Genomic DNA, 24,124 nt, shown 5'->3' with positions numbered 1-24,124 from the left:
CCCCGTTCCCCCTCCATTTGCCCGTGAAATCAAGAGGTTTACGATGGTCAACCGCATGCAATTCTACATCGACGGCGCCTGGGTCGATCCCGTCGTCAAGAAATCCACGCCGGTCGTCAACCCGGCGACCGAAGAGGCGATGTACGAGATTGCGCTCGGCTCCAAGGCCGACGTCGACAAGGCTGTGGCCGCGGCCAGGCGCGCCTTCGAGACCTATTCGCAGACCTCCCGCGAGGAGCGTGTCGCGCTGCTGTCGAAGATCGTCGAGGTCTACAAGACCCGCATGAAGGACATCGGCGCCGCCGTCTCCGACGAGATGGGCGCGCCATTGCCGATGGCCGAGAAGATGCAGGCCGGCGCCGGCCTCGGCCACATCATGTCGACGCTGGAAGTGCTGAAGAATTACCATTTCGAGGAGCCCATTGGTTCGGCGGTGGTGCTGCGCGAGCCCGTCGGCGTTGTCGGCATGATCACGCCGTGGAACTGGCCGCTGAACCAGATCGCCTGCAAGGTGGCGCCTGCGCTTGCCGCCGGCTGCACCATGATCCTCAAGCCCTCGGAGTTCACGCCATCATCGGCCTTGATCTTCGCCGAGATCCTGCATGAAGCCGGCGTGCCTAAGGGCGTGTTCAACCTGATCAATGGGCTCGGCCCCGAAGTCGGCGCCGCCATGGCCGAACATCCGGGTATCGACATGATCTCGTTTACGGGCTCGACCCGCGCCGGCATCGATGTCGCCAAGCGCGCTGCACCCACCGTCAAGCGCGTCAGCCAGGAACTCGGCGGCAAATCGCCGAACGTCATCCTCGAAGGCGCCGACCTCACCAAGGCGGTCACCGGCGGCGTGATGCACATGTTCAACAATTCCGGCCAGTCCTGCAACGCGCCATCGAGGATGATCGTGCCGCTGTCGAAGATGAAGGAAGTCGCCGCCATCGCCAAGGGCGTCGCCGACAAGACCAAGGCGGGCGATCCGCGCGCCGAGGGCACCACGATCGGCCCCGTGGTGTCGCGCATCCAGTGGGACAAGATCCAGGCCTTGATCCACAAAGGCATCGAGGAAGGCGCCACGGTGGTTGCCGGCGGTCCCGGCCTTCCTGAGGGTGTCAACAAGGGCTTCTATGTGCGCCCGACCATCTTCGCCGACGTCACCAACGACATGACGATCGCGCGCGAGGAAATCTTCGGCCCCGTGCTCACCATTCTCGGCGCCAAGGATGAAGCCGACGCCGTGCGGATCGCCAACGACACGCCGTATGGGCTCGCCGGTTACGTCTCCGCCGATACGGTCGAGAGCGCACGCCGGGTCGGCCGCAAGATCCGCGCCGGCAACGTCAATTTGCAGGGCGTGCCGAACGACCGCACCGCGCCGTTCGGCGGCTACAAGCAGTCCGGCAACGGCCGCGAGTGGGGCAAGTTCGGCCTGGAGGAATATCTCGAGGTGAAAGCGGTCGCCGGCTTCAACGCCGCGTAAGCGACTGAAGACGTTGAGAACGCCGGGGCGGATTCCTTCCGCTCCGGCGTTTTTGTGTCTTGGGGATTACATCGCCGTCATTGCGAGGAGCGCTAGCGACGAAGCAATCCAGACTTCCATTGTCTGTGGATTGCTTCGCTTCGCTCGCAATGACGGCGGGACGATTATCCCCCCAGCGTGCCCTGCGTGTTCACATAGAGCGAATAGATCGACTGGCTGGCGGCCATGAACAGCCGGTTGCGCTTCAGCCCGCCGAAGCAGACGTTGGCGCAGCGTTCGGGCAGCGCGATGCGGCCGATCATCACGCCGTCGGGCGCAAACACCACGACGCCGTCGAGCTCGGGATCGCCCATGCCCCAGCCGCACCACAGATTGCCGTCGATGTCGCAGCGCATGCCGTCGGGCGTGGCGGGGCCGGCGTCGACGTGCACGCGCTTGTTCGAAATCCTGTCGCCGCTGGCGGCGACATCGTAGGCGAGAATCTTGCGGGTCGGTACGCCGCGCGATTCGATGATGTAGAGGATCTTTTCGTCCGGCGAGAAGCACAGCCCGTTCGGACCGAGAATGCCCTCTGCAACGATGGTGGCCTTTCCGGTCTGGCCGTCGATCCGGTAGACGTTCATGGCGATCTCGGACTCCGCCACGTAACCTTCGTAATTGCCAAGCAGTCCGAAAATCGGATCGGTGAACCAGATCGAGCCGTCGGATTTCACCACGACGTCGTTCGGCGAATTCAGCCGCTTGCCGTCGAACGAATCCATCAGCACGGTGATCGAACCGTCATATTCGGTTCGCACAACGCGGCGCCCGCCATGCTCGCAGGTGACCAAGCGTCCCTGGCGGTCGCGGGTGTTGCCGTTGGCGAAATTCGACGGCTTGCGGTAGATGCTGACGGAGCCGGTTTCCTCTTCCCATTTCAGGATGCGCTGGTTCGGAATGTCGCTGCACAACAGATAACGCCCGTCACCGAACCACACCGGACCCTCGGCCCAGCGCAATCCCGTGGTCAGCCGCTCCACCGCCGAGAGCTTCAGCCAGTATTTTTCAAAGCGCGGATCGAGCGCATGGATTGCGGGATCGGGATATTGCGTCGCCGGCTGAAAGCCGGGACGTGCGAATTTATCGGACATTTTCTGTTCTCGTTGCTGCTGAGAGTTCCTCGCCGGGACCATTTGCTATCATCCGTGCGTTCCGGCGGCAAGCAAACACGATTTCCATCGTCATTGCGAGGAGCGTAGCGACGAAGCAATCCAGCTTGCCAGCCTAATACTGGATTGCTTCGCGGAGCCTGTCATCGGGCGCGCGTTCGCGCGACCCGTTGGCTCGCAATGACAATGAACCGCATCTTGCCGCACTGCGCGCGCCGCGTCATACTCCGCGCAATGCTTCGACAACGAGGGATGAAATGCCACGCATACTGATGACCGGCGCGTCCGGGGGAATCGGCACTAGCCTGCGCAAGTTGCTGCCGCCGATCTATCCGGACCTGCTGCTGAGCGACCTCAAGGCGCCCGCCGATCTCGGCAAAAACGAAAAATTCAAGGCGGCCGATCTGGCCGATCTCGCCCAGGTCGAGTCGATCTGCGAAGGCGTCGACGGCATCCTGCATTTTGGCGGCTATTCGGTCGAGGGCCCGTGGGACAACATCCTGCAGTCCAATATCATCGGCGGCTACAATCTGTTCGAAGCGGCGCGCAAGAAGGGCGTCAAACGCATCATCTTCGCGTCATCGAACCATGCGATGGGATTCTATCCGCGCCATCACCGGATCGGCACCGACGTGACGGCGCGGCCCGACAGCCGTTATGGCGTGAGCAAGGTGTTCGGCGAAGCGGTCGGCGCGCTCTATGCCGACAAGCACGGCATGAAGGTAACCTGCATCCGGATCGGCAATTTCGGCGACAAGCCGCTGGATCATCGCCGGCTTGCGATCTGGCTGAAGCCGGAAGATCTGGTGCAGCTGTGCCGGATCGGACTGGAGCATCCCGACATCCATTTCGAGATTTTCTACGGCGCGTCCAATAACGAGCGCGCATGGTGGGACAATCACCGCGCCTACGACCTCGGCTATCGCCCGACCGGGCGCGCCGAAGACTTTCGCGAACACGCGATGGCCGAACAGGCCAAGCTCAAGCCCGATCCGGTCGGTGATTTCTACCAGGGCGGCGCGTTCTGCGGCATGGAGTTCGACGGCGACAGCAGCCGGATCTTTGATTTGAAGTGATGATTCACGTCGTTCCGGGGCGCGCGTCAGCGTGAACCCGGAATCTCGATATTGTTTTGCGATTCTTTATTACCTCGAGATTCCGGGTTCGATGCTTTGCATCGCCCCGGAATGACGTGCCTTACTCGGCGCTCTTTTCTCCAGCGATCCGCCCGAGGTAATCCGCCTTGCTGAATTGCATGTGATCGACGCAGAGCTGCGCCAGCGCCCAGCTGTCGCGGCCCTTGAGCAATTCGATCATCAATTCATGCTGGCGGCGTGACAACGCCAGGCCTTCCCTGTCGGCGAGATTCTTGGCGCGCATCGGCAGCGTCAGGTTCATGTAGTCCTGCAGCGAGCGCACCAGATAGGGATTGCCGCAGGCCGAAAACAGCGCGACGTGGAAGGCGTCGTTGGCTTCATGGATGCCGCGCAGATCCCGCGCGTCGGCCTTGGCGCAATATCGCCGCTGCAGCTCGGTCAGCTGTTCGATCAAACCCGCGGGCGCGGGCAGGGCGATCATCAGCGCCGCCTGCCGCGTCAGCATTTCCCGCACCTCGTAGATCTGCCGTACTTCTTCGGCGGAATAGAACCGCACGGTGGCGCCGATATTCTTTTCGCGCAGCACGATGCCCTGGCGCTCGAGTTGAAACAGCGCCTGGCGCACGAAATGCCGGCTGGCGCCGTAGCGGCTCATCAGCGTGTCCTCGACCAGACGCGCGCCCGGCGCCAGGCGGCCGAAGATGATGTCCTCTTCCAGCCTTCGGATCACCTCGGCCTGTTCTTCTTCGCGCGTGGGGGCGTTCGTTTCGGGCAAGGCGGTCTGCGGCTTCATCGTGCCGCCTCCCAGCCGGAGAGCCGGTAGCAATCCTCGACCAGGCGCAGGGTCTCGATGTTGTCCTCCGGCGCGGTCTCGAACGGGGTGTTGTTGGCGAGCGACTGGACGAAATGCGCGATGGTCCGGTTGTATGAGCCCTGATATTCGACGGCGAGATCGTAATGCTTCTCGGCGGGCGAGGCGCCCGCGCAGACGAGATGCGGCCCATCGAGCCGGATCGAGCCGGTTGCTCCGAGAATGTCGAGCCGGTCGACCTGGGCTGCGGGAAACCCATGCGCGGCGAAGCTGGCGAAGACGGTGACGCTGCCGCCGCCCTCGGTCTTCATCTGGATCACCGCGCCGTCTTCTCCGGCCATCTCGGAGTAAGTTCGGCTGAGGCCCGCCGCGGTGACCCGCAACGGCCCGAGCAGCATGCGCAGGGTGTCGAGGTGATGGATCAGAACCTCGGCGACCAGCATGCGCTTTTCCCCGCGCATGAAGGGTTGCCGCTGCAGCGCCGGGCGCAATCCATCCGCTCCCGGCAATACGCCCGAGGTGAGCAGGGTAAGTTGCGCCTGCTTGACATCGCCGATGCGGCCCTCGCGCAGCCACGCGGCGGCGTCGCGATAATAGCCGCGGAACCGCCAGTTCTCGTGAACCATCAGCCGGGTCTGGCTTTTGACGTCCGCGGCGAGGTCGATCGCTTGCTGCAAATTGGGCGCGAGCGGCTTCTGGCAGAGCACCGGCAAGCCCCGTTTCGCCGCCAGCCGCACCAGCGGCACGTGGAACTGGCGGGGGGCTGCGATATCGACGGCGTCGAGTTCGCTCGTCGCCAGCATCGCTTCGGCGTCGGCATAGATTTTTGAAATCGAAAATTCATCCGCGCGCCGCGCGGCATTTTCGCGGGAGGGATCGGCGATCGCGACCACGCGCGCAGAATCCGGGATGTCGGCCCACGCGATCAGGTGATGACGGCTCACCATGCCGGCGCCGATCAGGCCAATGCGGAGCGGCTTGCTCATGGGCGTTCGGATCGGGTCATGACGTAAAATCAGCACGCATGAAATTCATTGTCAATAATACGACTGGTTTCGAGGTCGATTTATACTATTTTGAGGCCAGATGATGAGATATTGACAATAATGCCGCGGACCTCATAAGTGGGACGCCGGATTGCAAGGATATTTCCACGATGGCCGATGGACTGCGCAAGGGACTGACGAGTTATGGCGATGCCGGATTTTCGCTGTTCCTGCGCAAGGCCTTCATCAAGGCGATGGGCTATTCGGATGACGCGCTGAACCGGCCGATTGTCGGCATCACCAACACCTACAGCGACTACAATCCCTGCCACGGCAACGTGCCCCAGATCATCGAAGCGGTGAAGCGCGGCGTGATGCTGTCGGGCGCGATGCCGATGGTGTTCCCGACCATCTCGATCGCGGAAAGTTTTTCGCACCCGACCTCGATGTATCTGCGCAATCTGATGGCGATGGATACCGAGGAGATGATCCGCGCCCAGCCAATGGACGCGGTGATCGTGATCGGTGGCTGCGACAAGACCCTGCCGGCGCAGATCATGGCCGCGGTCTCGGCCGATTTGCCGACGGTCGTGATCCCGGTGGGACCGATGGTGGTCGGACACCACAAGGGCGAGGTGCTGGGGGCCTGCACCGATTGCCGAAGACTGTGGGGCAAACACCGCGCCGGTGAGATCGACGAGGTCGAGATCGAAGCGGTCAACAGCCGGCTCGCACCTTCCGTGGGCACCTGCATGGTGATGGGCACCGCCAGCACCATGGCCTGCATCACCGAAGCGCTCGGCCTGTCGCTGCCGATGAGCGCGACGATTCCCGCCCCGCATGCCGAGCGTTTTCGCCTGGCGGAAGCCAGCGGCAGGGTCGCTGCCGAAATGGCGAAGGCGAAAGGTCCAAAGCCCAGCGAACTCTTGACCAAGGCCTCTTTCAGAAACGCGCAGGTGGTGCTGCAGGCGATCGGCGGGTCGACCAACGGCCTCATTCATCTGACGGCGATCGCCAACCGCACCGCGCATCGCATCGAGCTGGAAGCCTTCGACAAGCTCGGCCGCGAGGTGCCGGTGCTGATCGACTTAAAGCCGTCGGGCGCGCATTACATGGAGCATTTCCACCATGCCGGCGGCGTGCCGAAACTGATGGCGCAGCTCGGCGATCTGATCGACCTCGATGCCAAGACCGTTACCGGCGCCAGCTTGCGCGACGTCGTCGCCGGCGCCGAAGAGGTGCCGGGACAGGATGTCATCCGCACGCGCAAAAGTCCGATCAAGCCGGAAGGCGCGATGGCGGTGCTGCATGGCAACCTGGCGCCGCGCGGCGCCGTGATCAAGCATTCGGCGGCAAGCCCCCGGCTGCTGCAGCATACCGGCCGTGCCGTGGTGTTCGAATCCGTGGAAGACATGACGCTACGGGTCGACGATCCCGCGCTTGATGTCACCGCCGACGATGTGCTGGTGCTGCGCAACGCCGGTCCCAAGGGCGCCCCCGGCATGCCGGAGGCGGGGTACCTGCCGATCCCGATGAAGCTCGCCCGCACCGGCGTCAAGGACATGGTGCGGATTTCGGACGCGCGGATGAGCGGCACCGCATTCGGCACCATCGTGCTGCACATCACCCCGGAATCCGCCGTCGGCGGACCGTTGGCGCTGGTCAGGAACGGCGACATGATCCGGCTCGATGTGGCCAGGCGAAGCATCGATCTTTTGATCGACGCCGCCGAGCTCGACAAGCGCCGCGCGGCACTCAAGCTCCCGGCAACGCCGGACTGGGCCAGGCGCGGTTATGCGCACCTGTTCAACGAGACCATCCTGCAGGCAGATGAAGGCTGCGATTTCGACTTCATGCGTGGCGAGGGAAAGGGGTAGTTTTTCGTCATTTCGAGTCAACGGGTCGCGCGAATGCGCGCCCGATGACAGGCTCCGCGAAGCAATCCATGATGCCGCGAGAGCTGGATTGCTTCGTCGCGAACGCTCCTCGCAATGACGTCCTTTCGGCACTGTCGGCTTATCTCGCACAAGCTTTGCGTCCGATGTTCAATTGACATTCAAACAACCCCGATGGGATGATTGAGAAAATCAAAACAGGGGGGAGACAAGATGGGCGGCCCAACAGGGATGATCGTTGCAGCCATTGCCGCTGCATCGGTCTTTTTCACCGCAGGCGCACAAGCGCAGGAGGCGAAGCATTATCGCTTCGCCTACGACCAGCCGAAGACGACGGGGTATGGAATCCTCGGCGATATTTTTGCCGACAAACTCAAGGCGCTCAGCAATGGCACCATGCTGATCGAACAATATCCGGGCGCGCAGCTCGGACAGGAGCCGCAGGTTCTGCAATTGGTGAAATCGGGAGACGTGGAATTCTGCATCTCCTCGTCGGCGAATGCCGCGACCCTGTCGCCGCAGGCCGGGGTGATGTCGATGCACTTCCTGTTTCGCTCCGAAAACCACCTCGTCGAGGCGATCGCGGACCCCGATGTGTCGAAGGCGGTCAAGGCGATGATCTCGGAAACCGTGCAGGGCGCCCATGTCATCGCGCTGGCGACGCTCGGCCTTCGCGACATGTACGCCAAGCGCGAGATCAGGAACGTCGCCGACATGAAGGGGCTGAAGGTGCGGGTGCAGGCGACGCCGACCGAGGACACCATGTTCCCGGCCTATGGCGCCCAGATCGTGCACATGCCGTTCGGCAGCGTCTATACCTCGCTGCAGACCGGCGTGGTGGACGTCGCGGAAAACGGCGTCAACGTCTATCTCGCCAACAAGCACTACGAAGTGGCGCCGGTATTGTCGATGACCGAACACGAGGCCAATAACAGCCTGGTCTGGGTCAGCGACAAATTGTGGAACAGCCTGACGCCGGAGCAGCAGGGCTGGGTGCAGGCAGCGGCCGACGAGGTCAACCGCAAGCAGCCCGCCAAGGCGATCGAGCTCGAGCATCAATCGCTGGAGAAGCTGAAATCGATCGGGGTGAAGGTTGTCGCCGACGTCGATAAATCCGGCTTCACGGCGATCGCCGATCCCTATCTCGACAAACTCGCCAGGGAGCTCGGCCCACACGCCGAAAAGATCAAGACGCTGATCAGGGCCATCAACTAGAGCCGCAGGAACAAAATCAAGAGGGGGAAAACGGTGAATCATTCAGCAAGAATCGCAGGCCTGCTGATCGCGGCTTCGATGACCATGTTCGCGGCCAGCGCCGGTGCGCAAGAGGTCAAACATTATCGCTTCGCGCACGACCAGCAGCTCAATTCCGGCTACAGCATCGCCTTCGACATATTTTCCGCCAAGCTCAAGGAATTGAGCAAGGGCACCATGCTGGTCGATCAATATCCCGGCGCGCAGCTCGGCCAGGAATCCCAGATACTGCAGCTGGTCAGATCCGGCGATATCGATTTTGCGATCGTCTCTTCGGCCAATACCTCAACGATCTCGCCGCAGGCCGGCGTCATGTCGCTGCACTACCTGTTCCGCTCCGACGCGCACAACGTCAAGGCGCTCGGCGATCAGAAGGTCTTCGAAGCGATCAGGGACATGATCGACGATACGGTTCAGGGCATTCACGCCATCGGGCTCGGCACCCAGGGCTTCCGGCACATGTACGGCAAGAGGGAAGTGCACAAGGTCGAGGACCTCAAGGGATACAAGGTTCGCGTGCAGGCGACCGCGACCGAGGATACCATGTTCGCCGCCTATGGCGCGCAGACTGTGCACATGCCGTTCGGCAGCGTGTATACCTCGCTGCAAACCGGCGTGATGGATTTCGGCGAGAACGCGGTCAACGTCTACCTCATCAACAAGCACTACGAAGTCGCCCCGGTGCTGTCGATGACCGAGCATGAAGCCAACAATGCGATCCTGTGGATCAGCGACAAGCTCTGGCAGAACCTCAACGCCGAGCAGAAGCAGTGGGTACAAACGGCGGCCAGGGACGTCAGCCAGCAAGAACCCAAGCGCGCCTTCGAACTGGAGCGCGCGGCGGCGGTCAAGCTCGAGAAAATGGGCGTCAAGATCGTCACCGATGTCGACAAGACCGGCTTTCAGAAAATCGCCGACCCTTATCTCGACAAGCTCGCCAAGGAATTGGGACCGCACGCCGACAAGATCAAGACCCTGATCCGGGCGATCGACAAGGCCGGCGGCTAGCGTGCCTCCGCGGGTCGTCCCGGCGAACGCCGGGACCCATACGCCGCGGCTCATCAAGTGGGGCGAGCTGGTAGCCAGCTTTGCACAAAATAAGCGTCGGGGGTTATGGGTCCCGGCGTTCGCCGGGACGACGCGAGTTTGATCTGGGACGACGGAGAAATCGAAAATGTCCATCGCCGACAAACTGGTGCTGCAGCGGCAGCATCACCTGAAGTGGCGGGCGCTGGACAGGCTTGAACTGGTTCTGATGATGCTGTGCGGGTTGCTGTGCTTCGGCTTCTCTGTGTCGGTGATGTTCGACATCGTCACGCGCACCGTCGGGCATCCCTGGCTGTGGCTGCAGGAGGTCACCTCCACTTTGTTCATCTATGCCATCTTCATCGGCGCCGCGGTCGCCACCCGTCGCAACGATCATCTGTATCTGACCGCGATATCGGAGGCGCTGCACGGGACGCCGCGGCTGATCGTCGAGATCATCATCCGGATCGTGGTGCTCGGCGTGGCGTTTTGCCTGATCTGGTTCGGCTATATCAACTATCTCAGGGGCTTCGGCAGCTTCCGGCTGCCGTCGGGTACGCCGATCGCCTCGCTCTACGCGGCGATACCGCTGGCCGGGGGGCTGATCGCGCTGTTCACCATCGAGCAATTGGTCAATGGCATCCGCAACGGGTTTGATCATCCGGAGCCGCCGGACGAGGAGGTTTCGATTTCGCCGGTCGAGACCAGCATCCAGAGGGCGCGGCTGTGAGTGCACCGGTTATCCTGGCGCTGATGTCGTTCTGCTTTCTGTTCTTCGGCTATCTCGGCGTGCCGGTGCCGTTTTCGCTGATGGCCGGCGTCTTTGTCGGCGCGCTTTTGACCGACGTCTCGCTGGCGGCGATCATCCAGAAAGTCTTTGACGGCGTGGATTCGGAAGCGCTGCTGGCGATTCCGTTTTTCCTTCTGGTCGGCGAGCTTATGAGTTCGGCGAACGTCGTGGTGCGGATCGCCAATCTGTCGTTGTCGCTGGTCGGCCATATCAGGGGCGGGCTGTCGCAGGTCGTTGTCGTCTTCAGCATGTTCTTCTCGGAGATGTCGGGATCGACCACCGCCGACGTCGCCGTCATGAGCCGCGCGCTGGGCGGGCCGATGAAGCGCGAAGGCTACAGTCCGGCTTTCATCGCCGCGATCATCGCATCCGCCTCCACGATCGCTGCATTGGTGCCGCCGAGCATCACCGCCGTGGTCTATGGCGCGGTCGGCAACGTTTCGATCGCCGGGCTGTTCATGGCCGGAGTCGTGCCCGGCTTGATGATCGGCTTCGGCTTGATGATCTATTGCTATTTTTTCGGCCCCTCCGGCATGCGCAAGCCGCGGGCGCCGTTGCGCCAGATTGTGTTCGCGACCGGCGATGCCGCGCTGCCGCTGATGATTCCGGTGATCCTGCTCGGCGGCATTCTGACCGGCTGGTTCACGCCGACGGAAGCCGGCGTGGTCGCGGTGATCTGGATCATCGCGGTGGTGATCCCAGCGCTCAATCGCGGGCACATCAGGAAAATTCCTTACGATTTCTGCCTGGCCGGGCTGATCTTTTCACTGCCGCTGATCACCATCGGCGCCGCCAACGCCTTCGGCTGGATGCTGGCCTATTTGCGCGGCGCCATCGTGATCGCCGACTGGATCACCTCGATTGCCGGCAACGATCCGCAATACATGATGCTGCTGCTGGTGCTGCTGTTCACCGTGGTCGGCGATTTCATCGAGCCGGTGCCGACCATCATCATCTTCATGCCGCTGGTGAATGCCCTGACCCAGGCCGGCGACATCAACGGCGTCCATATGGGCGTCGTGCTGATCGCTACCCTGGCGTTCGGCCTGATCACGCCGCCTTACGGGCTCGTGCTGCTGATGGCGTCGAAATTCGTCGGCGTCAGTTTCGGCAAGGCGCTACGCGCGGCGCTGCCGATCTATGTCGTGTTCCTGGCAACCATCACCTTCACGATCTATTTCCCCAAGGTGGTGCTGTGGCTGCCGACGCATGTCATTCCAGAATCGGTCGGCTGCTTCAAGTCGCCCGCGGGGACGGGGTATATCTGCCCGCAGTGATCGGCGTTCGCGCCGCACAGTCGTCATGCCCCGCGAAAGCGGGGCATCCAGTATTCCGAGGCGGATGACGCTAAATCGAAAGGCCGTGGCGTACTGGATCATCCGCCTTCGCGGATGATGACAGCTTAGCCTTTGGCCGACATCCCAAACCTACTTCTCCTTGCTGGTGAATTTCTTCACCGCGGCGCGGAATTCATCGGTGTGCATGCAGTCGATGATGGCGTCGCGCTCGGCCTCGAGCTGTTGCTCGACCGGTGTGGTGTGGGCGCGATGGATCAGCGCCTTGGTCGCCGCCAGCGCCGCAGGCACGTTTTGCGCCAGCCGATGCGCCAGTTCGCGGGTCGCGGCCTTGAGTTCGACCGCGGGAACGACCTTGGCGACGAGGCCCCAGTAAAACGCCTGCACCGCTGAAAAGCTGTCCTCGGCGAGGTAGATCTGCATCGCCCGGCGCGCGCCGACGCTGGCCACCACGCCGACGGTGCCGCCGCCGTCGGGCGAAACGCCGAGCTTGGCGTAGGCCGGGGTGAAGCGGGCGTCCTCGGCGGCGATGCAGAGGTCGGCGACAAAGGCGAGCGAGAGCCCGGCGCCGGCGGCCGAGCCGTGGACGCTGGCCAGCACGATCTTCGGCATCCGGCGCAGCGTCATGATGAAGGCGTGGTAATGCTGCAGCAATTCGCCAACCACGGGCGCAATGTTGTCGGCCGCGGCCGCCGCGCCGATGGTCCCGAGATCGCCGCCGGCGCAGAATGCGCGGCCTTCGCCCTCGATCACCAGTACCCTTATGTCATCCGACGACTCGACTTCCGCGGCCAGCTGCTCGAGCTTTTTGGCGATCGAAAGATCGATGGAGTTGAACGCGGCGGGGCGGTTGAGGGTGATCGTGGCGATCGGACCTTCGATCCTGAGCAGGGCCGGATCGTCGGCAAAAGAGGCGGTAGCATGTGCTGAAGTCGGCATCCGCAATGGCCCCGTTTCGATGACATCACGGGCATTTAAATAGCAGAAGGCGAGAGGTGACAATCCCCGACGAAGTCTGCAAAATGAAGGCAAATGGCCGCGCGGACAACCGCATTGCAACAACCGGAAGCGGGAGCAGGCGTCATGAGCGATCAAGCAACATTGAGCCGTCCGGTTTCGACCGCCGATCCGTTTTCGCACGGCTTCCTGCGCGATCCCTATCCGTATCATGAGGCGCTGCGCGAGGCCGGGCCCGTGGTGTGGCTCGAGCGGTACGGAATATGGGCGATGGCCCGGCACGAGCAGGTCCGCGGTGCCCTGACCGACTGGCAGACTTATTGTTCGTCCGCGGGCGTCGGTCTAAGCGATTTCCGCAAAGAGCCACCGTGGCGTCCGCCGAGCATCATCCTGGAGGCCGATCCGCCGCTGCACACCCGCACCCGCGCGGTGCTGACGCGCATCCTGTCGCCGGCGGCGATCAAGGTATTGCGGGACACCTTCGAGCGTGAGGCGGAAAAGCTGATCGCGCGATTGGTCGAGCAACGCGAATTCGACGGCGTGGCCGATCTCGCCGAAGCCTATCCGCTGAAAGTGTTCCCGGATGCGGTAGGGATTTCCGAGGAAGGCCGCGAGAACCTGCTGCCCTATGGCAGCATGGTGTTCAACTCGTTCGGTCCCCGCAATGACCTGTTCGATCTGGCGATGGCCAATGCCGGACCGGTGCGCGACTGGATCATGTCGAAATGCAGCCGCGCGGCGCTGGCGCCGGGCGGGTTGGGCATGCAGATTTTCGAAGCCGTCGATGCCGGCGAGTTGTCGGAGGACGAAGCGGGCATGCTGGTGCGCTCGTTTCTGTCGGCCGGGATCGATACCACCGTCTACGGCCTCGGCAACGCTCTCTATTGCATGGCGCGCTATCCCGAGCAGTGGAGTGTTCTTCGCGGAAGCCCGAACCTGATTCGTGGCGCGTTCGAAGAGGTGTTGCGCTTTGAGGCACCCGTGCAATCCTTCTTCAGGACCACGACCAGGGACGTCGAGGTTGGCGGCGTCAGGCTGGGCGATGGCGAGAAGGTGCTGCTGCTGTTCGCCGCCGCCAACCGCGATCCACGCCGCTGGGACCGGCCCGATACGTTCGACGTCACCCGCCGTGCCGCCGGGCACATGACCTTCGGCACGGGCATTCATGGCTGCGTCGGGCAGGCGGTGGCCCGGCTGGAAACCGAGGCGATTCTGACCGCGCTCGCAAAACGCGTCGCGTCGTTTGAATTGACGGGCGAACCGGAGAGGCGGCTGAACAACACGCTGCGCGGGTTTGACAGGATACCGCTTCGCGTCGTACCGGTCTGACCCATGACACAGGGAACAGTTGTGATCGTCGGCGCCGGCCACGCCGGCTTCCAGGTTGCGGCGTCGTTGCGGCAGCACGGCTACGGCGAGCGTATCTGCCTGATCAACGACGAGGCGCATTTGCCGTATCAGCGGCCGCCCTTGTCCAAGGCCTATCTGAAGGGTGAAGGCCGCCCCGACAGCCTGATGTTCCGGCCGGATAAGTTCTATCGCGACCAGAATATCGAGCTGATCGGCGATCGCGCCGCCTTCGTCGATCGCGCCGCGGGCCGGTTGCTGCTCGCCTCCGGCTCGTTTCTTGATTACGGACATCTGGTGCTGGCCACCGGCGCGCGCAATCGCCTGCTTGATCTGCCCAACGCCAACCTCGCCGACGTTCGCTACTTACGGATCCTCGACGAAAGCGAGGCGCTGCGGCAGCGCATCGGCACGGCCCGGCATGTCGTGGTGATCGGTGCAGGGTTTATCGGCCTGGAATTCGCCGCCACCGCGCGGGCCAAGGGGCTGGAGGTGGATGTGGTTGAACTGGGAACGCGCGTCATGGCGCGCGCGGTCACGGCCGAAATCTCGGAATACTTCCAGGCGCGGCACACCGCGGCGGGGATCCGCATCCATCTCGGCGTGCAGGCCACCAGCATCGAGAGCAACGGGGCTGACGTTGCCGGCGTCAGCCTCAGCGACGGCCGTCATCTGCCGGCGGACCTGGTGGTGGTCGGTGTCGGTGTCCTGCCCAACGTCGAACTGGCGGCGGAAGCCGGACTGCCGGTCGCGGCCGGAATCGTCGTCAACGAGCAACTGCTGACGTCCGATCCCAATATTTCGGCGATCGGCGACTGCGCCCTGTTCGCAAGCCCGCGCTTTGGCGGCTCGCTGCGGCTGGAATCCGTGCAGAACGCCACCGATCACGCGCGTTGCGTGGCGGCGCGGCTCACCGGCGACGCCAGGACCTATGACGGTATGCCGTGGTTCTGGAGCGATCAGGGCGACGACAAGCTTCAGATCGCAGGGCTCACCACCGGATATGACCGCGTGGTGGAGCGCGGCGATCGGCAGGCGCGATCGTTCTCGGCGTTCTGCTACAAAGCCGGTCAACTGGTCGGCATCGAGTCGGTCAACCGCGCCGCGGACCATGTTTTCGGACGGAAAATCCTTGGGCTGAACCGGTCGATCGAACCGGAACAGGCTGCGGATTTGAGTTTTGATTTGAAGGCTGCGCTGGCCTAGGCGCTGGTTTTCTGTCGTCCCTGCGAAAGCAGGGACCCATACTCCGCGGCCAATCCGTTTAAGCGCTGCAGCCCGACACCTCCCGCAACCACACCCGCCTGTGGTTATGGGTCCCCGCGTTCGCGGGGACGACGGGTGAACATGCAGCTATCGCTATGCGCTGACCGCGAATTCCTTCCTGACGGCCTCGATGTCGGCAAGCGTCGGTAATCCGGCTTCATTGCCGAGGCGCTGAATCTTGTAGGTCGATGCCGCGCGCGCGAAATCGAAATGATCGTGCCAGCTTTTGCCGGGACTGGAGAGATAGGAATAGACATAGGCGCCGTGGAACACGTCGCCGGCGCCGTTGGTATCGAGCACGCGTTCGCGTGGAATCGGCAGCGCGGGGAGGGTGTGGATGGTGCCGGTCTCGTCATACCAGAGCAGGCCGCGTTCGCCCTGGGTCACGCCACCGACCCGGCAGCCGCGGCTCTTGAGATAGTCCAGCATCTTTTCGGACGTCAGGTCCATCTGCTCGCACAGACGCTCGGCGACGATGGCGACGTCGATGAATTCCAAGAGCTCATGGGTGTTGGTCCGCAAGCCGCCGCCGTCCAGCGAGGTCAGGATACCGGCCTCGCGGCACAGTTTCGCGTAGTGGATCGCGGCGTCCGGCTGGTGACCGTCGACATGCAGCGCGCGGCAGCCGCCGAGGTTCAGCAGCGGGAACGGATGGATATGCTCGTCGTCGCGGCAGCGCACGATGGCCCGCTTGCCGTCCTTCGGCATGATGAACGACAGCGACGAGGAATTGACCTTGCGCGGATGGATCGAAATTCCATACTTCGCGCTCATGTCCTGAAACATCCGTCCCAGCCAGTCGTTGGCAACGGTGGCGATCAGGTCCGGTACAATTCCGAGCTTGGCGCAGCAAAATGCCGCGGTGACGGCGTTGCCGCCGAACGAGACCGCGTAGGCCGAGGCGACATGCTTCTCGTCGCCGGTCGGCATGTGGTCGGTGATGAAGGTCACGTCGATATAGGTCTGTCCGATGAAAAGAGCCTGCATTCGATTTCCGTCGTGGCTGAGGGTGGTCCCGGCCGGCGCCCTACATTAGCACTGGTTATGCCGGATCATTCGCTAAAATTATTCGCAAGGCTCCCCGCCTTAATCGCTTGAGATAGCGCTATGGCCGGACTACGACGGTCCACGGGCCATCCGTCGGTCGCACCGTGCAACCGCCCTCGGTGTTCCGGGCCCCTGAGAGAGAGATATAGGAAGGCGACGATGACCGTCTATTCCGGCGCGGGGATTGTTCCCGTGATCTGTGGCCTCGATCATCTCGTCGTGCTGATCGACGACCTTGCTGTTGGCGCCAAAGCCTATGAGCTGCTGCTCGGGCGGGCGCCCGCCTGGCGCAGCCGAAGCGACGGCTCCGAGGCCGTGCTGTTCACCCTCGACAACATGACGCTCGAACTGATGGCGCCGGCAGGCAACTCGCCGACGGCTGAGCGGATTCGCAACGTGATGAGGATTTGGGGTGAAGGTCTCGCCAGCATCTGTTTCCGCGTCGACGACATCGCGAAAATGCATCGCAGGCTCGATCGCGTCGCGTTGAAGCCGGATCCGGTGGCCGAAGTCGAGAGCCGCGATCTGGGCTCAGATGCGACCTTGCACTGGAAGCGAACCCGCTCGCCGACCGATCTGACGCGGGGCGTGCGGATGTTTTTCCTCGAACTGGCCCAAGCGCGCCCGCATTCCGCCGCGATATCACCCGCACCGATCCTGGGCCTCGATCTCGTCGTGATTTCGACCGAGGACCCGGAGCGGGCCGCTGCGCTCTACGGCGCGCGGCTCGGGCTTGATATGGCGCTCGACCGCTCGCACCAGGATTGGGGTCGGCTGATGTTCTTCCGTTGCGGCGATCTGATCGTCGAAGTGGTGAAGCGGCCGGTCGCCGGCGGCGACCAGACCCACGACAAATTGTGGGGATTGAGCTGGCGCGTCGCCGACATCGACGCGAGCCGGGCGCGGCTGGTGGCGGCCGGAGTAGGTGTCTCGGAGGTGCGCGCCGGCCGCAAGCCGGGCACCCGGGTGATGAGCGTGCGGGACGGCACCTGCGGCGTCCACACGCTCGTGCTGGAGCGGGCGGGAAGGGCGTGATTTCTTTCACCCTCCCCTGGAGGGGGAGGGTCGGCTCGCATGGAGCGCAGCGAAATGCGTGACGGGGTGGGGTGATCTCTCAACTCGGGCGCCGTTCGACGGGAGAGATTGTCACCCCACCCCGCCGCTTCGCGTCGACCCTCCCCCTCCAGGGGAGGGTAAGGGCAATCGGCCGGCTTCATTCTCAAACCGCGTGTTGCGTGCTACATGCGGTTTCCTTCAATGACCGGGCGACCGTCTTGATCAAGACCAAGCGAATGCAAAAATGGCAGCGCGATCCCGAAGGGATGCGGCTTCGCATTCTCGAAGCCGCGAAGCAGGAATTTGCCGCCCATGGGCTTGCCGGCGCGCGCGTCGACCGGATCGCGGCGAAGGCCGGCGCCAACAAGCGCATGCTGTATTACCATGTCGGCAAAAAGGACGAGCTCTATCTCGCGGTGCTGGAAGGCGCCTATGAGAAGATCAGGGTCGAGGAGCGCGGGCTCGATCTCGAACACCTCGATCCGCCCAAGGCGATCGCGCGTCTGATCGACTTCACCTGGAACTATTTCCTGCGCAACCCGGAATTCCTGGCGCTGTTGAACACCGAGAATCTGGCGGGGGCGCGCCATCTCAAGCGCTCCACCAAGGTCAAGTCGATGCATTCGCCGTTCGTCGAGATGATCCGCACCGTGGTGAGGCGCGGCGTCGAAAGCGGCGATTTTGTCGTCGCGGTCGATCCGGTGCAGCTCTACATCTCGATCGCCGCTTTGTGCTTCTTCTATCTGTCGAACAGCGCGACCTTGAGCGTGATCTTCGGCCGCGACCTCCTCAAGGAGGAAGCGCGCGACGAGCGCCTCAATCACATGGTCGCGCTGGTGCTGGCGGCCTTGACCGGGAAATCATTCGCGGCTTTCGGCAAGGACAAGGCGCTGAAATTGCCCGCTCCGGCGCACATGCCTGAGTTGGTCGTCCCGGCCAAGCGAAGCGCGAGCCGGGACCCATGACCACAGGCGGTCCATTCCGTCGAACTGGAGTGACAGCTGAGCACAGCAACAAAAACCTGTGGTTATGGGTCCCTGCTTTCGCAGGGACGACCTCGGAATGAACGCAATCTCTGCCAAACGACCCTTCGGAAACAGCTGGACAGTAATTATCCAACGGGTTAATTTCTCCGATAAAAGCGATCAGCAAGGGAGAGGAAATTGGCCGAGCCGCAAAACCCGGGAGGCGTGTCGAAAGCGCTGAACGCGGCGTGGATCCGCCCGTTTCTGTTCCTGATCTTCATCGTCGTCGCCTGGGATGTGACGATCCGGCTGTTCAGGATTCCGCCCTATCAAATTCCGGCGCCGGCCGATGTCGTCGCCGTGCTGTGGCAGGATTGGCCGGAACTCGCGCGTCAGGCCTGGCCGACCACCTACGCGACGATCTGCGGCTTCCTGTTGTCGGCCGCCTTCGGCATTCCCGTCGCGATGCTGATCGCGGGATCGAAGACGGTGGAGAGCTACGTCTATCCGCTGCTGGTGTTCTCGCAATCGGTGCCGAAGATCGCGATCGCGCCGCTGTTCGTGGTCTGGTTCGGCTTCGGCATCGTGCCGAAAGTGATCTCGGCATTCCTGTTGGGATTCTTTCCGGTGGTGGTCTCCGCCGTGCAGGGGTTCAAGTCGGTCGATCCCGACATGGTCGATCTGGCGCGGGCGATGCAGGGCAGCCGCTTCCATGTCTTCTGCGCGGTCAATCTGCCGCATGCGATGCCGGCGATCTTTTCCGGGCTGAAGGTTTCGGTGACGCTCGCCGTTGTCGGCGCGGTGGTCGGCGAATTCGTCGGTTCCAATTCGGGCATCGGCTATGTGCTGCAGCGCTCGATCGGCACCTTCGACCTGCCAACCATGTTCGCGGCGCTGGTGATCCTGGCGCTGATCGGCGTCGTGCTGTTCTGGATCGTCGACCGGATCGAGCGCCTCGTGGTTCCCTGGCATGTCAGCCAGCGCGAGAACATCATTTTCGCCGCGTAAGGGATCGTTCGACAGAAACAAAAACACAGGATTAGTCGTCATTGCGAGCCAACGGGTCGCGCGAATGCGCGCCCGATGACAGGCTCCGCGAAGCAATCCATGGTGCCGCAAGCGGAGAAATGGATTGCTTCGGAGCTCACGCTCCTCGCAAAGACGAAGACAGGGAGGATGACATGGTGCGATTGATGGCGGCGCTGGCAACGGCGCTGATCTGGACGGGGCTCGCGGTGGCGCCGGCGACGGCGGCGGACAAGGTCGTGCTGATGCTGAACTGGTATGTCTATGGCGAGCACGCGCCGTTTTATTACGGCAAGGCCAAGGGGCTTTACGCGGCCGAAAACATCGATCTCGAAATCCAGGAAGGTCGTGGCTCGGCGGCGACCACGCAGGCTGTGGCCGCCAAAACCGCGGATTTCGGCTATGTCGACGTGCCCACCATGATGCGCGCGGCGGTCAAGGGCGCGCCGGTGATCGCCGTCGGCGTGTTGTTGCAGACCAGCCCGATGTCGGCGATGGGGTTTGTCGACAAGAACATCCGCAAGCCGGAGGATATCAAGGGCAAGACGGTGGCGATCACGCCGGCGGATTCGATGACGCAGATCTGGCCGCTGTTTCTGAAAAAGACCGGTCTGAAGGAAAGCGATTTCACCACGGTCGCCGGCGATGGCCAGACCAAGCTCAACGCCGTGATCAACGGGCAGGCCGATCTGTTGCTCGGCTACGTCATGGATCAGTCGATGAAGATCAAGGATGCCACCGGCAAGGACGTCTATCCGATCAAGTTCGCCGACTACGGCATCAACATGGTGAGCTCGGGGATCATCGCCAACACCGACTACGTCAAGGCCAACGCCGATCTGGTCAAGCGCTTCATGGCGGCGACCACCAAGGCGGTCGAAGCCGCCGAGAAGGACCCCAAAGCGGCCGCGCAATCGATCCTCGACGCCAATCCGAAGGGTGGCAAGATCGATACGCTGACCCAGGGCTTTGAGCTGACGATCCCGCTGTATCGCACGCCGGAAACCAGGGCCAGGCGGCCATTCCAGGTGACCGATCAGAATATGACGGACTCGCTCAACCTGATGGTCGAATATGGTGGCCTCGATGCCAAGGCCAAGGAGAATCCGAAGGCGTTTTACAGCAATGACTATCTGCCGAAATAGGATCCCGTCATTGCGAGCGAAGCGAAGCAATCCATATCGCCGCGCGAAAGATGGATTGCTTCGTCGCTTTGCTCCTCGCAATGACGACTCCTCAACATCGCCTTCGCATGGACTTAGCTGAATGAACGCAGCGACCAAAACCTCGGCGGCTAATCAATCGGGCACGCATCGTCGCGTCGTGTCCGATCGCGCGGCCTCCGGCACGCCGGGAATTCAACTGTCCGGGGTGTCGAAAACCTACCGGTCGCGCGATGGCGACGTGCCGTCGTTGCGGCCGCTGGATTTCCATATCAACGCCGGCGAGTTCTTTGTCGTGGTCGGACCGTCCGGCTGCGGCAAGTCCACGCTCCTGAAGATGATCTCCGGGCTGCTGCCACCCTCGACCGGCGAGATTTTCGTCGAGGGCGAGAAGGTCGACAAGCCGCACGGCAATGTCGGCATCGTGTTTCAGAACTCGCTGCTGCTGCCCTGGCGCAACGTCCTCAACAACGTGATGCTGCCGATCGAGATGAAGCGGCTGTCGCGTGAGGAATATCTGCCGCGCGCGAAGGCGCTTCTAAAGCTGGTCGGGCTTGAAGGCTTCGAGCGGAAGCTGCCCTGGCAACTCTCCGGCGGCATGCAGCAGCGCGCCTCGATCTGCCGGGCGCTGGTGCACGATCCCAAGATCATCCTGATGGACGAGCCGTTCGGCGCACTGGATGCCATGACGCGCGAGCGCATGAACGTCGAACTGATGCGGATTCAGCGCGAGACCGGCAAGACCGTGCTCTTGATCACCCATTCGATTCCGGAGGCGGTGTTTCTCGCCGATCGCGTGCTGGTGATGACCGAGCGGCCGGGCTCAATCGCGGCGATCTACGACGTGCCGCTGCCGCGTCCACGCTCGCTCGATGCCATGGCCGATCCGGTGTTCACCGAGCTGGTGCAGCGCATCCGCAAGCATTTCTTCACCCAAAGCACGCTGGATTGAGGTTTCACGCCATGCCGATGCGTTTGGCCGTGCGGGATATTGCGCTTTTCGAACGCCCGGTGCGTTTCATCCGGCCGTTCCGCTTTGGCGCCGTTGTCGTCAATGCCGCATCGCAAGCTTTCGTGCGCGCCGAGATCGAAATCGAAGGCAAAGGCAGCTTGCTCGGCGCCAGCGCCGAAATGATGGTGCCGAAATGGTTCGACAAGCGCCCCGAGCTTTCGCCCGAGCAAACCGTTGGCGAACTCAGGCGCTCGCTTGAGATCGCGCGCGAGCTCTATCTCGCCGGTTCCGGCTTCGAGACCGCGTTCGGTCTCCATGCCTCGCGCATCGCGGCGCAGGTCGAGGCCTGCACCAAAGAAAATATCCCACCGCTGGCGGCGGCTTACGGGCCGGCGGAGATCGACAAGGCGATCCTGGATGCGTTGTTGCGCAGCACGGGAACAAATTTCTTCGACGGCATGGCGGGCAATGTCGCGGGGATTGACGCGCGGCTGGCGCCTGATCTTGCGGACGGGGACATCACGCAGTTTCTGGCGCGGAGCCGGCGGCTCGATCGCGTCGCGATCCGGCATACCGTCGGCCTCGACGATCGGGTGGAAGGGGCGGGCGGTGTCGCCGATAAAGACGAAAATGCCGGCGCGCGCTATTTCAAGCTCAAGCTCAACGGCGATCCCGATGCGGATGCCGCGCGCCTGATCCGCATCGGCAGCGAGCTTGCGAAGCTTTCGCATGACTACCGCGTCACGCTGGACGCTAATGAGCAGTATGCCGACCTCAAGGCCCTGAACACGCTGGTCGATCGCCTCGATCGCGACAACCGGCTGTCGCCGATCGCGGCAAAACTGCTTTATATCGAGCAGCCGATGCCGCGCGATATCACCAGCGCCTCGCCGCTCGGCGCACTCGCCGGACACGATTTCATCATCGACGAGGCCGACGATTGCTATGACGCGTTCCCGGCGGCGCGGGCGCTCGGCTACCGCGGCATCTCCTCGAAATCCTGCAAGGGCATCTACAAGTCGGTCGTCAATGCGACCCGCGCCGCCAAATGGAGCGCGGAGAACGAAAAATTCTTTGTCACAGCTGAGGACCTGACCTGCCAGGCCGGGCTCGGCGTACAGCAGGATCTCGCGCTCGGCGCGCTGATCGGCGTCACCCATGCCGAGCGCAACGGCCATCATTATGTCGATGGTTTCGGCGACACGCCGGCCGGCGAGGCCGAATCGTTTCTCATCGCGCATCCCGATCTCTACACCCGCAACGGCAACAGCATCCGGCTGGCGATCCACGACGGCGATCTCCTGACGGGATCGCTGGCCTCGCCGGGTTTTGCCACAGCCGTGCATCCAGACTGGTCGGCGTTATCGCCGCTCCAACAACCAAAAGCAAAAACCCTGCAGGAGCAATCCCTATGACGACCCAACGCCTCGGCGTGATCATGAACGGTGTCACCGGCCGCATGGGCCTCAACCAGCACCTGATCCGCTCGATCATCGCGATCCGCGATTCCGGCGGCGTGCTGCTGTCGAACGGCGACCGCGTCATGCCCGATCCGATCCTGGTCGGCCGCGATGCGGAGAAAGTTGAACGGCTAGCCAGGCGCTTTGCCGTTGCGCGCTGGACCACCGATCTCGACAAGGCGCTGGCGGACAAGAACGACGGCGTGTTCTTCGACGCCGCGACCACCCAGGCGCGGCCGTCTCTGCTGACCAAGGCGATCAACGCCGGCAAGCATGTCTATTGCGAAAAACCGATTGCGACCAATCTGGAGGAGGCCGTCGCGGTGGTGAGGCTTGCCAACAGCAAGGGCCTCAAGCACGGCACCGTGCAGGACAAGCTGTTCCTGCCGGGCCTGAAGAAGCTCGCCTTCCTGCGCGACTCCGGCTTCTTCGGCCGCATGCTCGCGGTGCGCGGCGAGTTCGGCTACTGGGTGTTCGAAGGCGACTGGCAGGAAGCGCAAAGGCCGTCGTGGAATTATCGCAACGAGGATGGCGGCGGCATCATTCTCGACATGGTCTGCCACTGGCGCTACGTGCTCGACAATCTGTTCGGCGAGGTCGAAAGCGTGAGCTGCCTCGGCTCCACGGATATTCCCGAGCGCTGGGACGAGAAGGGCGCGAAATACAAGGCGACCGCGGATGATTCCGCCTACGCGACCTTCCGTCTCAAGGGCGGCGTGATCGCGCATATCAACATGAGCTGGGTGACGCGGGTCTACCGCGACGACCTCGTCACCTTCCAGGTCGACGGCACTCACGGCTCGGCGGTGGTAGGTCTCACCGATTGCATGATCCAGGCGCGGCAGGCCACGCCGCGGCCGGTGTGGAATCCGGACGAGAAGCGCCTGCACGATTTCTACGGCGATTGGCAGAAGCTGCCGGAGAACAACACCTACGACAACGGCTTCAAGGAGCAGTGGGAAATGTTCATTCGCCATGTCTGCGAGGACGCGCCGTACAAATACACGCTGCTGGAAGGCGCCAAGGGCGTGCAGCTCGCCGAATGCGCGCTGCAGAGCTGGCGCGAGCGGCGCTGGATCGACGTCGCGCCGATCAGGCTGTGAGGAGGC

At 62.8% G+C, this 24,124-nt stretch carries 21 protein-coding genes; 16 read left to right on the top strand and 5 right to left on the bottom strand.

All coding sequences use genetic code 11. The features are described from left to right. Positions 1-43 precede the first annotated feature (43 nt). Positions 44-1,474 carry an aldehyde dehydrogenase family protein gene (locus tag E8A46_RS25275; protein WP_291567036.1) on the top strand — a complete coding sequence of 477 codons (1,431 nt, stop codon included), beginning with the start codon at positions 44-46 and terminating at the stop codon, positions 1,472-1,474. A gap of 164 nt (positions 1,475-1,638) precedes the next feature. On the opposite strand, the gene E8A46_RS25270 is transcribed toward E8A46_RS25275, so the two are convergent. Then, positions 1,639-2,604, bottom strand: a complete 966-nt coding sequence (locus E8A46_RS25270; RefSeq protein WP_291567033.1) for an SMP-30/gluconolactonase/LRE family protein — start codon at positions 2,602-2,604, stop codon at positions 1,639-1,641. 275 nt (positions 2,605-2,879) lie between these two features. Between E8A46_RS25270 and E8A46_RS25265 the strand changes: the two genes are divergently transcribed. Next, a complete protein-coding gene (locus E8A46_RS25265) occupies positions 2,880-3,698 on the top strand; it encodes an NAD(P)-dependent oxidoreductase (RefSeq protein ID WP_291567031.1) in 819 nt (272 codons plus the stop codon). Between the two features lie 121 nt (positions 3,699-3,819). Here the strand turns inward: E8A46_RS25265 and E8A46_RS25260 are convergent, their stop codons facing one another. Next, the gene (locus E8A46_RS25260; protein WP_291567029.1) at positions 3,820-4,512 is read right to left on the bottom strand and encodes a GntR family transcriptional regulator; all 693 of its coding nucleotides are present in this window, start codon (positions 4,510-4,512) and stop codon (positions 3,820-3,822) included. Further along, positions 4,509-5,516 carry a Gfo/Idh/MocA family oxidoreductase gene (locus tag E8A46_RS25255; RefSeq protein ID WP_291567027.1) on the bottom strand — a complete coding sequence of 336 codons (1,008 nt, stop codon included), beginning with the start codon at positions 5,514-5,516 and terminating at the stop codon, positions 4,509-4,511. The genes E8A46_RS25260 and E8A46_RS25255 overlap by 4 nt, the downstream gene beginning before the upstream one ends. A gap of 170 nt (positions 5,517-5,686) precedes the next feature. Between E8A46_RS25255 and E8A46_RS25250 the strand changes: the two genes are divergently transcribed. The 5 genes from E8A46_RS25250 (at position 5,687) to E8A46_RS25230 (ending at position 11,758) form a co-directional block, all read left to right on the top strand. After that, positions 5,687-7,393: an IlvD/Edd family dehydratase gene (locus E8A46_RS25250; RefSeq protein WP_291567024.1), complete on the top strand. Its 1,707-nt coding sequence runs from the start codon at positions 5,687-5,689 to the stop codon at positions 7,391-7,393. Positions 7,394-7,624: 231 nt separating this feature from the next. After that, on the top strand, positions 7,625-8,626 hold the full coding sequence (locus E8A46_RS25245) for a TRAP transporter substrate-binding protein (RefSeq protein WP_291567023.1): 1,002 nt from the start codon (positions 7,625-7,627) through the stop codon (positions 8,624-8,626). Positions 8,627-8,704: 78 nt separating this feature from the next. Further along, positions 8,705-9,673 carry a TRAP transporter substrate-binding protein gene (locus E8A46_RS25240; protein WP_291567147.1) on the top strand — a complete coding sequence of 323 codons (969 nt, stop codon included), beginning with the start codon at positions 8,705-8,707 and terminating at the stop codon, positions 9,671-9,673. Positions 9,674-9,839: 166 nt separating this feature from the next. After that, complete coding sequence (locus E8A46_RS25235) at positions 9,840-10,421, top strand: TRAP transporter small permease (RefSeq protein ID WP_291567021.1); 582 nt, start codon at positions 9,840-9,842, stop codon at positions 10,419-10,421. Further along, positions 10,418-11,758 (top strand): TRAP transporter large permease, encoded by a 1,341-nt coding sequence (locus E8A46_RS25230; RefSeq protein WP_291567019.1) that lies wholly within the window; start codon positions 10,418-10,420, stop codon positions 11,756-11,758. The genes E8A46_RS25235 and E8A46_RS25230 overlap by 4 nt, the downstream gene beginning before the upstream one ends. A gap of 150 nt (positions 11,759-11,908) precedes the next feature. Here the strand turns inward: E8A46_RS25230 and E8A46_RS25225 are convergent, their stop codons facing one another. Continuing rightward, entirely contained in the window at positions 11,909-12,715 is an 807-nt protein-coding gene (locus tag E8A46_RS25225; protein WP_291567016.1) for an enoyl-CoA hydratase-related protein, read from the bottom strand. Between the two features lie 144 nt (positions 12,716-12,859). On the opposite strand from E8A46_RS25225, the gene E8A46_RS25220 reads away from it, so the two are divergent. Together E8A46_RS25220 and E8A46_RS25215 are read left to right on the top strand one after the other, a co-directional pair. Beyond that, positions 12,860-14,062, top strand: coding sequence for a cytochrome P450 (locus E8A46_RS25220; RefSeq protein ID WP_291567014.1), 1,203 nt, complete (start codon positions 12,860-12,862; stop codon positions 14,060-14,062). Between the two features lie 3 nt (positions 14,063-14,065). Then, positions 14,066-15,286 (top strand): FAD-dependent oxidoreductase, encoded by a 1,221-nt coding sequence (locus E8A46_RS25215; RefSeq protein WP_291567012.1) that lies wholly within the window; start codon positions 14,066-14,068, stop codon positions 15,284-15,286. Positions 15,287-15,439: 153 nt separating this feature from the next. Here E8A46_RS25215 and E8A46_RS25210 read toward each other — a convergent pair whose 3' ends face one another. Further along, a complete protein-coding gene (locus tag E8A46_RS25210; protein WP_291567010.1) occupies positions 15,440-16,333 on the bottom strand; it encodes a sugar kinase in 894 nt (297 codons plus the stop codon). 252 nt (positions 16,334-16,585) lie between these two features. Here E8A46_RS25210 and E8A46_RS25205 point away from each other — a divergent pair, with 252 nt between their 5' ends. The 7 genes from E8A46_RS25205 (at position 16,586) to E8A46_RS25175 (ending at position 24,118) form a co-directional block, all read left to right on the top strand. Then, the gene (locus E8A46_RS25205; protein ID WP_291567145.1) at positions 16,586-17,428 is read left to right on the top strand and encodes a VOC family protein; all 843 of its coding nucleotides are present in this window, start codon (positions 16,586-16,588) and stop codon (positions 17,426-17,428) included. A gap of 257 nt (positions 17,429-17,685) precedes the next feature. Beyond that, entirely contained in the window at positions 17,686-18,414 is a 729-nt protein-coding gene (locus tag E8A46_RS25200) for a TetR/AcrR family transcriptional regulator (RefSeq protein WP_291567008.1), read from the top strand. A gap of 198 nt (positions 18,415-18,612) precedes the next feature. Then, positions 18,613-19,422: an ABC transporter permease gene (locus E8A46_RS25195; RefSeq protein WP_291567006.1), complete on the top strand. Its 810-nt coding sequence runs from the start codon at positions 18,613-18,615 to the stop codon at positions 19,420-19,422. Positions 19,423-19,595: 173 nt separating this feature from the next. Continuing rightward, on the top strand, positions 19,596-20,585 hold the full coding sequence (locus E8A46_RS25190; protein ID WP_291567004.1) for an ABC transporter substrate-binding protein: 990 nt from the start codon (positions 19,596-19,598) through the stop codon (positions 20,583-20,585). Between the two features lie 121 nt (positions 20,586-20,706). Next, positions 20,707-21,555, top strand: coding sequence for an ABC transporter ATP-binding protein (locus E8A46_RS25185; protein WP_291567002.1), 849 nt, complete (start codon positions 20,707-20,709; stop codon positions 21,553-21,555). An 11-nt stretch (positions 21,556-21,566) separates the two neighbouring features. After that, positions 21,567-22,970 (top strand): hypothetical protein, encoded by a 1,404-nt coding sequence (locus E8A46_RS25180; RefSeq protein WP_291567000.1) that lies wholly within the window; start codon positions 21,567-21,569, stop codon positions 22,968-22,970. After that, positions 22,967-24,118, top strand: a complete 1,152-nt coding sequence (locus tag E8A46_RS25175; protein ID WP_291566998.1) for a Gfo/Idh/MocA family oxidoreductase — start codon at positions 22,967-22,969, stop codon at positions 24,116-24,118. The genes E8A46_RS25180 and E8A46_RS25175 overlap by 4 nt, the downstream gene beginning before the upstream one ends. The last annotated feature ends 6 nt before the right edge of the window (positions 24,119-24,124 follow it).

The sequence above is a fragment of the Bradyrhizobium sp. genome, assembly GCF_004799445.1.
Classification (GTDB): domain Bacteria; phylum Pseudomonadota; class Alphaproteobacteria; order Rhizobiales; family Xanthobacteraceae; genus Bradyrhizobium.
This window is presented reverse-complemented; position numbering and strand designations above follow the sequence as displayed.